Here is a 13,859-nt window from a genome sequence, read left to right as displayed (position 1 = left end):
ATGAGTATTGATCCGCACCAAATCGCCCGGCGTTTCGCCGAACTGTCCCCTGAGCGGCGCCAGGCTTTTCTCGCCAGGCTCGAGGAAAACGGCATCCGCTTTACCGACCTGCCGATGGTCGCGCTGCCCCGGCCGGATGCCTCACCGCTGTCCGCCGCCCAGCGCGGCCTGTGGATTGCCTGGCAGCGCGAGCCGGACAGCCCGGCCTATAACCTGGCGGGGGGCCTGCGTCTGGGGGGGCTGCTGAATGTCGAGGCCCTGGAGCAGGCTTGCAACGACTTGCGCGCCCGTCACGAAGCGCTGCGTACCTCCTTTACCCAGGACGCCGACGGCGAGCCGCAGCAACGGGTCAACCCGCAGCAATTCCAGCCACTGGCCTGCCTGGAACTGGACGAGGGCGCATCGCGGCAACGGGCCCAGGCGCTGACGTGCCAGGCGTTTGACCTGCTGGCCGAACCGGCGCTGCGACTGGAACTGCATCGCCTTGATGCCCAGCAGCACCGGCTGGTGATCGTGCTGCATCACATCCTTGCCGATGGCTGGTCCATCGGCCTGATCATCGAAGATCTGGCCACGGCCTATGCCGCGCGCTGTCAGGGGCAGGCCGCGCAATGGCCGGCGCTGACCGTGCAATACGCCGATTACGCCGGCTGGCAACAACGCTGGCTGGATGCGGGGGAGCAAACCCGGCAACTGGATTATTGGCGCAAACAACTGGGGGACGATCACACGCCCCTGGCGCTGGCGCTGGACCGCCCCCGCAGCGCGGTTCGCGAGTCACGCGGTGCCAGTGTGCGCCTGCAATTGCCCGGCGATACCAGCCAACGCTTGCGCAACCTGGCCAAGGCCGGCGGCGCCACCACCTTCATGGCCATGTTGGCGCTGCTCAACCTGTTGCTCGCCCGCCACAGCGGCGCCGACAGCGTGCGCATCGGTTCGCCGCTGGCCAACCGCTCGCGGGCTGAAACCCAACGGGTGGTGGGCTACTTCACCACCCTCAGCGTGTTGAGCAACCGGGTCGATGAGCGCTGCAGTTTTACTGCGCTGCTGCATCAGGTGCGCGGCACCTTGCTCCAGGCCCAGGAACATTCCCAACTGCCGTTCGACCAGCTCTTGCAAGCGCTGGCGCCACCCCGCGAGGCGGGCACTCACCCGCTGTTCCAGGTCAAGTGCACCGAGCAGTCGGCCAGCCGCCCGCAGCGCTTCGCCGATCTGTCCATGGGGCTGGACGGGCTGGTGGCGGGGGAAGTGCATTTCGACCTGAGTGTGGACTTCACAGACCGCGCCGATGGCATCGAAGTGCTGATCGCCTATGCCTGCGACCTGTTCGATGCCGGGCGCATCGAAGCCCTGGCGGATGAGCTGCGGGTGCTGGCCGAAGCCGTGAGTCTGGCGCCGGAGCAACCCTTGCTGGAACTTGCCGTCGAGCCTGAATACCACGCCGAAGCACCGGCAATCGCCACTGAGGATGTGCTTGATGCCTGGCAGCGCCAGCATCTGCTCAGCCCTGACGCCGCAGCCGTGACCTGCAACGGTCTGACTTTCAGCCGCGGGCATATTGACCGCGCCGCCGAGGCCCTTGGCCAACAGCTGCTGGCCCGGGGCGTCGGTCCCGGTGACCGGGTGGCCTTGTTGACCGGACGTACAGCGGGGCTGGTGACCGGCATTCTGGCCACCCTCAAGTGTGGCGCCGCCTATGTGCCCGTGGACCCGCGCTGGCCGGCCGAACGCCGCTCGGCAGTCCTGGCCGACAGCGGGGCGTGTCTGGTGCTGGGTGCCGATCCCGGGGTGCCGGGTCTGGACTGGCTGGCGCTGGAGGCGGATTTAACCCTGCCCACGGCGCTGAGGGCCTGGCCAGCCCGGGTGCCGCAGTTGCCCGCTTATCTGATCTACACCTCAGGTTCCAGTGGCACGCCCAAGGCCGTGGTCGCCAGTCGCGGCAACCTGGCCGCCTATGTCGCGGGGCTCAGCCAGCGCTTGCAATTGCCGGCCCGCAGCAGCTTCGCCATGGTCTCGACGGTGGCCGCCGACCTCGGGCACACGGTGCTGTTCAGCGCCCTGAGCCAGGGCGGGCTGCTGCACCTGGCCGACGATGATCAGGCCTTCGACCCCGATGCTTTTGCCCAATGGCAAAGCGAACAGGGAGCCGACGTGCTGAAAATCACCCCCAGTCATTTGCAGGCCTTGCTCAACGCCCGCGATCCGGCCCGGGTGCTGCCGCGGCACAGCTTGATCCTCGGCGGCGAAGCCACGTCCTGGGGGCTGCTGCAGCAGATTCGCCAGCTGGCCCCGCAGTTGCGGGTGTTCAACCACTACGGCCCCACCGAGACGACTGTGGGGGCGCTGTGCCAGGACGCCGCCGCTGCCGACCCGCTGCGCGCCCGCACCTTGCCCGTCGGCACTCCGCTGGCCGCCGTTGTGGCCCGGGTACTGGATGCTTATCTGAACCCGGTGGGGCGAGGGGTGAGCGGTGAACTGTACCTGGGCGGCCCGGGTGTTACCCAGGGCTACGCGGGCCGCCCGGGGCTGACTGCCGAGCGCTATGTGCCGGACCCGTTCGGCGCACCCGGTACACGCCTGTATCGCAGTGGTGACCGGGTACGCCGGCTGGATGACGGCAGCCTGGAATACCTGGGCCGCAGCGATGACCAGGTGAAAATCCGTGGTTATCGGGTCGAGCCCGGCGAAGTCAGTGCCGCGCTGCGGCGTCTGGCCGGGGTGCGGGATGCGGCCGTGATCGCCATGCCCGGGGAAGAGGGCGGCGATCAACTGCATGCCTGTCTGGTGCTGGAGCCGGGCATCGCTGTGCAAGCCCTGCGCGAGTCCCTGGCCAGGCAATTGCCGGACGCCCTGGTGCCGTCCCATTGGACAGTGCTGGAGCAGCTGCCGCTGACTGCCAACGGCAAGCTTGACCGGCACGCCCTGACCCTGGCGCAAACGGTCCGGCCCCTGGGCGAGGGCCCGCGCGGTGCGGTGGAAGAGGCGCTGGCGCAGCTGTGGAGCGATTTGCTGGGGCAGGCGGTTATTTGCCGCGACGCCTCCTTTACCGAACTGGGGGGCGACTCGCTGCTGAGCCTCAAGTTACTGGCGCGCATCCGCAAGCAGGGCCTGCAGGGTGAGCGCAAGCTGACCCTGGCCGACTTGCTCAATGCCCCGAGCCTGGCGGCGCTGGCCGAACGTCTGGCGCCACCGCCGGTGAACGACCCGGAGGTGGTGTTCCTGTCGCGTTCGGGGCGCGGAGTGCCGCTGTTCTGCCTGCCGGGGCTGATCGTCAACAGCAGTGAATTCAAGCCGCTGGTGGATGCCCTGGGCGGCTCACGGCCGGTGTATGGATTCGTCAGTCACGTCTACACCGAGCAACGCTGGCGTGGCTATGATCTGCCCGCGCTGGCCCGGGAGTACGCCGACTACATCGCGCGCACGGTCAAGGGCGGGCGCTGCGCCTTGCTCGGCTGGTCGTCCGGGGGCGAGCTGGCGCTGGAAACCGCGCGCCTGCTGCAAGGACGGGCGCAGGTCGAGTTCCTTGGCCTGGTGGATGTATTTGAGTCGGTGCCGTTTCACCCGCGCCAGGCCCTCGACGAGGGCGCACATGCCCGGGCACAACCGTTGCTGGAAAGCTGGCTGGCACGCTCGGCCATGGCCAGACAGTGGCGGCAATTATTCGCGCTGATGGACGAGCGCGAGCGTGATGCCCTGACCGAGCATGTGCTGGCCCACGACGGACAATTGCCCAGCGACGGACCGGACTTGCTGTCCCGGGAATTCGAACAATGGGCCTTGCTCGACAAACGCTTGAAAGCTGCCCGCCATGTGCACGTGCCGTTGCCGGTGGCGGCCCATGTCTGGCAGGCCGCTGATTCCCTGACCCGCAGCGAGCGCCTGCGGGACTGGAGCGCGCTGGTGGAGGTGATCGAGCACAGCTGTGTGGCCGATGCGCACCATCTGGACATCATCCGTCACCCGGTCTTCATGGCCGATTTTGCCCGGGCTCTGGCGGCTCTTGAACTCAATGGCCAGGCAGAGGGGGTTAAATTCGCCGAGGCCGCAAGCGTCTTCTAAAGACACATTCTCCAGCGGCCGGACCCGGGTCCGGCCACCGCTCTCTCACTCTCTACAGGAAGGAATCGGTCCCATGACCCAGCACTTCAACCCGACGGCCACCCACGACCTGATCGGCATCGGCTTCGGCCCTTCCAACCTGGCCCTGGCCATTGCCCTGCAAGAGCGCGCGGAGCAGGGCGGCAAGGCATTCGACGCGCTGTTCCTGGAGCGCCAGCCCGACTACAACTGGCATGGCAATACCCTGGTGGCCCAGAGCGAACTGCAGATTTCGTTCCTCAAGGACCTGGTGACCCTGCGCAACCCGTCGAGCCGCTTCTCGTTCGTCAACTACCTCAAGGCCCATGGCCGACTGGTGGACTTCATCAACCTGGGCACCTTTTATCCGTGCCGCATGGAGTACAACGACTACCTGCGCTGGGTCGCCGTGCAGTTCGCCGAGCAGAGCCGCTATGGCGAGCAAGTGCTGCGTGTCGAGCCGGTGGTGGAAGCGGACGGCCGGGTGCAGCGGCTGAATGTGATCAGCCAGAACCAGCAAGGCCGTGAAGTGAGCCGCCAGACCCGCTCGGTGATCGTCAGCACCGGCGGTACGCCGAAGATTCCCCCGGCCTTTGCCGGGTTCAAGGACGACCCCCGGGTGTTTCACCATGCGCGCTACCTGTCGGCCATGGCCACCCAGGCGTGCAACCGTGGCGAGTCAATGCGGATTGCCGTGGTGGGTGCCGGACAGAGCGCCGCAGAGGCCTTTATCGACCTCAGTGACAACTACCCGAACGTGCAGGTCGACATGATCCTGCGCGCGGCCGTGCTCAAGCCCGCCGACGACAGCCCGTTCGTCAACGAGATCTTCGGCCCCGATTACACCGACCTGGTATTCAATCAGCCGGAAACCGAACGCGAGCGGCTGATCCGCGAATACCACAACACCAACTATTCGGTGGTGGACCTGGACCTGATCGAGCGCATCTACGCCATTCTCTATCGCCAGAAAGTCAGCGGCAGCGAGCGCCACGCCTTCCTCTGCCGGCGCATGATCGAAAGCGCCATTGATGTGGATGGCCGCGTGCAGTTGCAACTGCGGGATCTGGCCACCGGCAGCAGCGAGGCGCGGCGTTACGATGCGGTGATCCTGGCGACCGGCTACGAACGTCGCTCCCATCGCGAGCTGCTGGCTCCGCTCAAGGACTATCTGGACGATTTTCGGGTCGATCGCGACTATCAACTGCTGGCGCGCCCGGAACTGGAAACCCCGGTGTTTATCCAGGGCTTCAGCCAGCATTCCCATGGCCTGAGCGACACCCTGTTGTCCGTGCTGCCGGCCCGTTCGGGGGAAATTGCCGCCGCCCTGGAGCAACGTCTGGATGGCATTCGCCAGCCCCATTCGGGCCAGGAAGCACGGGCCCTGCACAGCGTTTCGGCCTGATGGCTGAATCCCGGCGGCGGTTCGGGTATGCTGGGTGAATGATGCTGTTTCTCATTTACCTTTTTGAACAGGGTGCCAGGGGCTGATGATCGACGTGCTTGCACCGCTGTTTCGCGGTGATTTTGAAGCCTACCGGGAGGTGCTGGTGCTGGCCGACGATCCTCGTCCGGCCATTCCCTGTGACGCGCTCCTGGCGCCTGCGGCCTTCAGCGACGTGCTGGGCGGTTTTGCTCAGCGCTATAACGGCGACGACCGGCGGGCCCTGGCGTCTTTGTGGGCCAAGCACTACATCGTCAAGCTGTTGCCGCCGGTGATGGGCGCCACGTTATTGCTGCGCTGGCGCCTGCCGCTGGCCCTCGCCGACACCGCCGTGCTGCTGGACGAGGGGCATCTGCCCCAGGGCTTTCGCCTGTCGGGCAAGGGCGAGCCGTTCGCGCCCCAGGTGAGTGATCCGTTCGAGCTGTTCGCGGGCTTGCTGGACGACCATTTGCAGCCGCTGTTCCAGGCCATGGCCAGCCAGGTCAAGGTTTCACCCAAGGTGCTGTGGAGCAATGCCGGCAACTACTTCGAAAATCTGCTCAACCTGATGGCCAGGGCCGGCATGCCCGCCGAACGCCTGGCTGCGGGGCGTGCGCTGCTGGAAACCCGGGTCCGCCCCGATGGCAGCCGTAACCCGCTGTTCCAGCCGGTGCAGTACCTGCCGGTCACCGACGAACAGGGCCAGCCGACCATGCGCCGCGAGCGCAAGGTCTGTTGCGTGCGCTACCTGCTGCCGGAACTCGAGCTGTGCGGCAACTGCCCGTTGAAGGTCAAGCCGTCCGGCAAGCCTTCTTGCGTGCGGGCGGGATAAAAATCCGCCACCGGTTCAGTAATGAAAACTGATTGCCGAGCCGTCGTGGGGGTGGGGCATGACGCCCATACGGATGCCGTAGATGGATTCCAGCACGGCACTGTTCATCAGCTCTGCCGGTGGCCCCTGGATCAGTAAGCGGCCGCTGTGCAACGCCACCAGGTGGTCGCAGTAGCGCGCCGCCATGTTGATTTCATGCAGCACCACCACCACCCCCAGATCCAGTTTGTGGCTCAGTTCGCGAATCAGCCCCAGCACCTCTACCTGATGTGCGATGTCCAGTGCCGAGGTCGGTTCGTCGAGCAGCAGGTAGCGGCTGTTCTGTGCCAGCAACATGGCCAGCCAGACCCGCTGGCGTTCGCCGCCGGAGAGGTTGTCCACCAGGCGCTCGGCATAGGCGCCGGTGTGGGTCAGTGCCATGGCCTGTTCGACCTGGGCGTGATCCTCCTCGCTCATGCGTCCCAGGGCGCCATGCCAGGGATAGCGGCCAAAGCGCACCAGTTCGCGCACGGTGAGGCCGTCGGCGGCCGGCAGTTGTTGCGGCAAGTAGGCCACCTGGCGGGCGAATTCGCGGTTTTTCCAGGCCGGCAACGGCACGCCATCGAGTTTCACTGTGCCCTGGCTCGCGACTTGCTGGCGGGCCAGCAACTTGATGAGGGTCGATTTCCCCGAGCCGTTATGCCCGATCAGGCCGATGATCTGGCCATGGGGCAGGGTCAGGTCCAGCGGGTACAGGAGGGTGCGCTCGGGAATGTCGAAAGAGACGGCCTGCAACTCGAACATGGGAGGGTCCTGGGGCAAAAGGAGCCTAATCTAGAGCAAATAAGAACCATTATCAAAGATTGTATGGCGTAAACCGCTGCCGGTGACGGTTGTCGGGCAGGCGGGGGCGGCAGCGCCATGGGCAAGTCATTGCCTGCATTAATAGGAAGCATTACTATTCGCACCCCCACCTTTGTAGTCCAGAGCGATGACTCGTAAAGCGCCCCGCCGGGCGGGTTTTCTTGAATATTACGATGAGTTGATCGGGACCTGGACCCGCCGTCTGCGCAATCGTCAGCAGGCGCAGGATCTGGCTCATGACACTTTTGTCCGGGTGTTCGAATCCGGCCCGGATGCGGTCGAGCAGCCCCGTGCCTATTTGCATCAGACCGCGCGCAATATCGCGGTCGACGGTTTTCGCCGGGAAGAGTTACGCGATGCCAAGGAGCAGGCTGCCGTTCCCCCAAGCTCGTGCGAAACGGGCGATCCGGAGCAGTACATGCGCGCTTACCAGTTGGCCGAGGCGGTTGAAAGAGCCTTGCAGGAACTGCCGCTCAATTGCCGCAAGGTGTTTGTCTGGCAAAAGATCGAAGGCCTGACCCAGGCCGAGATTGCCGAGCACCTGGGGCTGTCCAGGAACATGGTGGAAAAGTATATGATCCGCACGCTGCGCCATCTGCGTGAGCGGGTGGAGGCGCCGTGACGACATCAGATAAGGACAGGATGATGGATAGCCGTGACTGTACGGGTGACAGCGCGAGCGTGCGCGATGCCGCCGCGACCTGGTTTGCGCGGGTGCAGGCACAGTCCCTGAGCCCTGCCGAGCAGGCCGAATTCGAGGCCTGGCGCACCCGGGATGCCAGCCATGAGGCTGAGTACCAATGGCTGGCAAGCCTGTGGTCGGCCACCGATCTGCTGCCAAAAGCCCGCTTGCAGGCGCTGTGTGAACTGCCGGACAGAGCGCCCAAACGCCGTTCGGTCATGGCCTGGGGGCTGGCCGCCAGCCTGTTGCTGGCGCTGGGGGCCGGTTTAAGCCTGCAATGGCAGGAGCCGGGTGCTTATCACGGCGAATTTTCCACACTGGCGGGTGAATACCGTGAAGTGCAGTTGCCCGACGGCTCATCGATCGAGCTCAACAGTCGCAGCCGGGTCAAGGTCAGCTTCGAGGGGCAGCAGCGCAGGGTCGAGCTTGAGCAGGGCGAGGTGATGTTCAGCGTTGCCCATGATACGTCCCGACCCTTTGTGGTGCGCGCCGGTGCCGGGCAGGTGACGGTTACCGGCACCCGCTTTGATGTCCGTCGCGACGGTGATCAGGCCCGGGTTGCGGTGGAGTCGGGGCATGTCCGGGTGCAGGGTAGCGATGCCTCGGGCGCGGTCAGCCTGACCGCGGGCCTTGGCACCCGGGTCGATGCACAGGGGCAGGTAGACGCACCGCTGGCGGTGGATACCCGTGCGCTGACGGCGTGGCGCACGGGGCAACTGCAGTTCAATGATGCAAGCCTGGCGCAAGTGGCCGCCGAGGTCTCGCGCTATCGTCAGCAGCCGTTGCACGTCACCGATCCGGCCGTGGCCCGGCTACGGCTGACCAGCGTGTTCAAAACCGCTGACACCGATGCCTTGCTCAAGGCCTTGCCGCGAATCTTGCCGGTGGCCATTAACACCCGTGCGGACGGCAGTCAGGAAATAGTGGCCCGATAATAATTGGCTGCTGGATTCAGGTTTTTTCCGAGTTCTTCGTCTTCTAGATCAACTGCAACTGGTTTGCATTAACAGTCGCACTCAAGTGCGATCTACAGGGCAAGACTCGACGTGAAAAATAACAATCTCCGTGGGCGACTTTCTGCGCTTGAAACACCTTTGAGCTGCTCTTTTTCGATTAAACCAGGCCGCTGGTTGCCGCTGGCACTGGCCCTGGCCGTCAGTGCGGGGTTGCCGGCTGCGTTTGCCGGTGAGCCTGCCTCCAGTGCCATCCATATTCAGGCCCAGCCTTTGGGCGCAGCGCTGAGCCAGCTGGCCCGCCAGACTTCATTGCAGGTGTTCTTCAGCCCGCAGCTGGTGGCCGGCAAACAGGCCCCGGCGGTCGATGGCAACTTGTCGCCGGAGCAGGCATTGCACGCATTGCTCCAGGGCAGCGGCCTGAGCTACGAATTGAACGGCGATGCGGTGATCCTGCAGGCAGCACCTGCGGTCAGTGCTTCAGCGGCTTCCGGTCCGCTGGAACTGGGCCCGGTGGATGTGAAAGTGGTGGGCGACTGGCTGGGTGATGCCAATGCGGCGGTGGTGCAGAACCATCCCGGCGCCCGTACCGTGGTGCGCCGCGAAGCGATGGTCGAGCAGGGCGCGATGAATGTCAGCGACGTGCTGAAGAAGATCCCCGGGGTCCAGGTACAGGCGCCCAATGGTACCGGTGGCAGTGATATTTCCCTGAACGTGGGGGTGCGTGGCCTGACCTCGCGCCTGTCGCCGCGCTCCACGGTGTTGATTGACGGAGTGCCCGCGGCCTTCGCCCCTTATGGCCAGCCACAGTTGGCAATGGCGCCGATTTCCTCGGGCAACCTGGACAGCATCGACGTGGTGCGCGGTGCCGGCTCGGTGCGTTACGGACCACAGAACGTGGGTGGGGTGATCAACTTTGTGACCCGGGCGATTCCCGAAACCTTTGCCGGTGAAGTCGGCACCACCCTGGAGACCTCCGAGCGTGGTGGCTGGAAGCACATGGAGTCGGCCTTTTTGGGCGGTACCGCCGACAATGGTATCGGTGCGGCGCTGCTGTACTCCGGGGTCAAGGGTGATGGCTATCGGGCACGCAACAATGACAACGACATCACTGACGTGTTGCTCAAGACCCACTGGGCGCCCACCGATCAGGATGATTTCAGCCTCAACTTCCATTATTACGACGCCACGGCGGACATGCCCGGGGGCCTGACCCAGGCGCAGTTCGACGCCGATCCGTACCAGTCGGTGCGCGACTACGACAACTTCAGCGGACGGCGCAAGGACGTGTCCTTCAAGTACCTGCGCCAGATCGACGACCAGACCCAGTTTGAAGTCCTGACCTATTACACCGACAGTTTCCGTGGCAGCAATATTGCCGCGCGCAACCTGCAAACCCTGTCGGCCTACCCGCGTAACTATCACACCTTCGGCATCGAGCCACGGGTGTCCCATGTCTTCACGCTGGGGCCGGTGACCCAGGAGGTCGGGGTCGGTTATCGCTACCTCAAGGAAGCGATGCACGAGCAGGCGAGCATGCTGGAACTGGTGGATAACGTGCCGGTGCCGGGGCCCAAAGGCGACGGTCATGTGTATCAGGACCGAACCGGGGGCACGGAGGCCAACGCCTTCTATATCGATGACAAGATCGATGTCGGTAACTGGACGGTCACCCCGGGGATCCGTTTCGAGCGCATCAGCACCAACTGGCACGACCGCCCGGTGCTGGATGGCAAGGGTGTGCCGGTGCCGGAGAAAAACCGCAGCATCGACAGTAGCGAAGCGCTGCCGGCCCTGAGCGTGATGTACCACCTCTCGGACGCGTGGAAGCTGTTTGCCAACTACGAGACTTCGTTTGGCAGCCTGCAGTACTTCCAGTTGGGGCAGGGCGGCACGGGGGACCAGACGGCGGCAGGTTTGCGTCCGGAAAAAGCCAAGACCTATGAACTGGGGACGCGCTATGACAATGGAGTGTGGGGCGGTGAAGTGACACTGTTCTACATCGACTTTGCCGATGAGCTGCAATACATCAGCAACGATGTGGGCTGGACCAACCTCGGAGCCACCAGGCACCAGGGTATCGAGACCTCGATCCACTACGACATGGCGGCGCTGGATGCCCGTCTTGACGGGCTGTCGGTCAATGCGGGGTTCACCTACACCAAGGCGGTGGCCGAGGGTGACATCATGAACTTCAAGGGCCGTGACCTGCCGCTGTATTCGCGTCAGGTGGCCAACCTGGGGGCGCGTTATGCGGTCAACCGCTGGACCTACAACCTCGACATGTTTGCCCAGTCCAAACAGCATGCGCCGGGTACCGGCGGCACCTACATCACCGACCCGACCGCGGACGGTCAATACGGAGACATTCCGGGGTATGCGACCTGGAGCACCCGTGTGGGCTACGACTTCGGGCCTGAGGCGTCGAACCTGAAAGTGGGTGCGGGGATCAAGAACCTGTTCAACCAGCAGTACTTCACCCGTTCCAGCGACAACAACTCCGGGATCTACCTCGGAGAACCCCGCACCTTCTTCGTCCAGGCAAGCGTGGGCTTCTGAAACCCGCCCGTCTCTGTAGGAGCGAGCTTGTCTCGCGAGCTTTTGATCTTGAAAGGCTCGCGAGGCAAGCTCGCTCCTACGGAATGCGGGCTATTTTTGGACCTCGGGCAGGACACGGGATTTACCCCTGTAGGAGCGAGCTTGTCTCGCGATCTTTTGATCTTGAAAAGCTCGCGAGGCAAGCTCGCTCCTACAGAGTGCGGGGCTATTTTTGGATCTTCGGGCAGGACACGGGATTTACCCCTGTAGGAGCGAGCTTGCTCGCGATCTTTTGATCTTGAAAGGCTCGCGAGGCAAGCTCGCTCCTACAGAATGCGGGGCTATTTATGCCCCATGCTTACTATTGCTTCAGGGCGTTGATCAGTGCCCTCAACGCTGCGGGGACGTGACGTCGATTGCTGTAATAAACGTAAAGATCACCAATTGAGCATGTCCACCCTTTCAAGCATCGGACAAGCTGGCCGCTCTCAATTTCAGCTTTTACAAGGTCTGAAAAAACCAGGGCCAATCCTGATCCCGCCAGGGCAGACTCGATCATCATTCGCTGGTCGTCCAGCGTCAGCCTGCCGTTGGTTTCGACACTTACCTGTTCTTTCCCCTTGGCAAACTCCCACGGAAAAACCACACCACTGGCGAGGCGGTAGCGAATGCAACTGTGAGCCAAGAGGTCTTCCGGCGTTTTCGGTACGTCATGTCCTTGAAAATATTCCGGCGAGCCAACAACCACAAATTCGAGGTTTTGCTTCAAGGGTATGGCGATCATGTCAGGCCTCAAGCTCCTGCCAAACCGGATGCCCGCGTCAAAACCTCCTGCCACGATATCAACCAGACTGTCGTCGCACGATACATCAACACAAAGGCCGGGGTTCTCACGCAAGAGCTTGGCCAGGACCCCACCAAGAATCAGGTGCGCTACGGCCCGGGGCACCGTTAGCTTGACCGTGCCAGAGGGCGTACCGCGAAATTTATTAAGATCGTCCAGTGCACTGGCAACCTCATCGAAAGCAGGCTTGAGGCGTTGCAGTAATTCCTCACCCGGTTCGGTCAAGGTCACAGCTTTGGTGTTGCGGTTGAGCAGTCTGACGCCTAGATGTTGCTCCAGGGTTTTGACTGCATGGCTTATCGCCGAACGTGTGACTCCGCGCTCAATTGCTGCCTTTTGAAAGCTGAGGTGTGTGGCGACAGCAACGAAAGCAGACAGCTCGCTCATCTTCGCTTTCATGTTGAATTTTCCTCACCATTGGATCAAATGTGTTGAGCCATAAATTCTACCCCGGGACGGGTAGACTCTCCTTCGATTGATGATTGATTGTTGGGAGATTCAAAAATGCGAGCTTATGAAATTGGCGATCAAAGCGGTCTTGATACCTGGAAGCTGGTAGAGCGTCCCGATCCCGAGCCTGGTCGTGGACAGGTTGCGATTCGAGTACACGCGGTGTCACTCAATTTTCGCGATGTGCTGCTGGCAAGCAAGGGCTACGGATTCCCTGTCCATAGCCCTCAGGCTATAGCGGCTTCTGACGGCGCGGGCGAAATCATCGCAATCGGAGAAGGTGTAACGCGCTGGGAAGTCGGCGACCGTGTGGCTGGAATCTTTGTACAGAACTGGTTTGGCGGACGACAACCAGACGATGCCTTTGACAACATGCTCAGCGGCTCGCTCGATGGAATGCTGGCGGAGATCGTCGTTCTCGATCAACAAGGCGTTGTGGCGATCCCTGAGCACATGTCATATCGCGAGGCATCAACCTTGCCGGTAGCAGGTGTGACGGCGTGGAACGCGCTATATGGCCTCAAAGCGCTACAACCCGGCCAGACGGTACTGACCCTGGGTACTGGTGGAGTCTCAATCTTTGCGGCCCAGATAGCCCTTGCCGCAGGTGCCCGGGTTATCACTACATCGTCGAAAGAAGCAAAACTCGTTCAAGTTCGCAAGTTAGGTGCGATAGAGACCATCAATACGAGTACGACGCCGCAGTGGAGCAAGGAAGTTCTGCGACTTACAGGCGGCTTGGGCGCTGACTATGTTGTTGAGACGGGGGCGCCGGGAAGCCTCGTTCAATCAATTGCAAGTGCCCGCGCAGGGGGTATTGTCAGTCTGCTTGGAGTGCCTCCCGGCGAAACGATCAATGCCCTGAGCCTTTTACAAACGAGTGCGATTGTGCGAGGGATGATGGTGGGCTCCAGAGAGATGTTCGAAGCACTCAATGCCTTTGCAGGCATAGCCAGGCTTCACCCGATAATTGACAGCGTCTTTGGCTTTGAGCAAGCCACAGAGGCGCTGAAGGCCCTTGCTCAAGGCAACCATTTGGGGAAAATCGTGGTGGATGTTTCAGGTCGACAAGCCTGATTTTCATCACCACGACAGCAGTGACACTGGCCGCCCAGCCGGCAACCTGGGCGGGGCCATTTTTGGACCTTCGGCCAATGCACGGGGATTTCCCCTGTAGGAGCGAGCTTGCCTCGCGAGCTTTTGATCTTGAAAAGCTC

Annotated in this window: 9 protein-coding genes; 7 read left to right on the top strand and 2 right to left on the bottom strand. The window is 62.8% G+C overall.

What is annotated here, in order from left to right:
• The 3 genes from B195_RS13630 to fhuF all read left to right on the top strand — a co-directional run bounded on the left by B195_RS13630 (position 1) and on the right by fhuF (position 6,332).
• On the top strand, positions 1 to 4,059 hold the full coding sequence (locus B195_RS13630) for a non-ribosomal peptide synthetase (RefSeq protein WP_003444903.1): 4,059 nt from the start codon (positions 1 to 3) through the stop codon (positions 4,057 to 4,059).
• Between the two features lie 73 nt (positions 4,060 to 4,132).
• Positions 4,133 to 5,482: a lysine N(6)-hydroxylase/L-ornithine N(5)-oxygenase family protein gene (locus B195_RS13625; RefSeq protein WP_003444902.1), complete on the top strand. Its 1,350-nt coding sequence runs from the start codon at positions 4,133 to 4,135 to the stop codon at positions 5,480 to 5,482.
• Between the two features lie 85 nt (positions 5,483 to 5,567).
• Entirely contained in the window at positions 5,568 to 6,332 is a 765-nt protein-coding gene (gene fhuF / locus B195_RS13620) for a siderophore-iron reductase FhuF (RefSeq protein ID WP_003444901.1), read from the top strand.
• Between the two features lie 15 nt (positions 6,333 to 6,347).
• On the opposite strand, the gene B195_RS13615 is transcribed toward fhuF, so the two are convergent.
• Entirely contained in the window at positions 6,348 to 7,115 is a 768-nt protein-coding gene (locus B195_RS13615) for an ATP-binding cassette domain-containing protein (protein WP_003444899.1), read from the bottom strand.
• Between the two features lie 187 nt (positions 7,116 to 7,302).
• On the opposite strand from B195_RS13615, the gene B195_RS13610 reads away from it, so the two are divergent.
• The 3 genes from B195_RS13610 (at position 7,303) to B195_RS13600 (ending at position 11,369) form a co-directional block, all read left to right on the top strand.
• Entirely contained in the window at positions 7,303 to 7,797 is a 495-nt protein-coding gene (locus B195_RS13610; RefSeq protein ID WP_003444897.1) for a sigma-70 family RNA polymerase sigma factor, read from the top strand.
• A 23-nt stretch (positions 7,798 to 7,820) separates the two neighbouring features.
• A complete protein-coding gene (locus tag B195_RS13605) occupies positions 7,821 to 8,792 on the top strand; it encodes a FecR family protein (protein ID WP_003444895.1) in 972 nt (323 codons plus the stop codon).
• Between the two features lie 159 nt (positions 8,793 to 8,951).
• A complete protein-coding gene (locus B195_RS13600; protein WP_003444894.1) occupies positions 8,952 to 11,369 on the top strand; it encodes a TonB-dependent receptor in 2,418 nt (805 codons plus the stop codon).
• Positions 11,370 to 11,709: 340 nt separating this feature from the next.
• Here the strand turns inward: B195_RS13600 and B195_RS13595 are convergent, their stop codons facing one another.
• On the bottom strand, positions 11,710 to 12,591 hold the full coding sequence (locus B195_RS13595) for a LysR family transcriptional regulator (RefSeq protein WP_003444892.1): 882 nt from the start codon (positions 12,589 to 12,591) through the stop codon (positions 11,710 to 11,712).
• A gap of 105 nt (positions 12,592 to 12,696) precedes the next feature.
• Here B195_RS13595 and B195_RS13590 point away from each other — a divergent pair, with 105 nt between their 5' ends.
• The gene (locus B195_RS13590) at positions 12,697 to 13,719 is read left to right on the top strand and encodes an NAD(P)-dependent alcohol dehydrogenase (RefSeq protein ID WP_003444890.1); all 1,023 of its coding nucleotides are present in this window, start codon (positions 12,697 to 12,699) and stop codon (positions 13,717 to 13,719) included.
• Positions 13,720 to 13,859: the final 140 nt, after the last annotated feature.

It is taken from the genome of Pseudomonas sp. Lz4W (assembly GCF_000346225.2).
GTDB lineage: Bacteria > Pseudomonadota > Gammaproteobacteria > Pseudomonadales > Pseudomonadaceae > Aquipseudomonas > Aquipseudomonas paraversuta.
The sequence above is the reverse complement of the archived record's forward strand: the minus strand, read 5'-3'. Positions and strand labels throughout refer to the sequence as shown.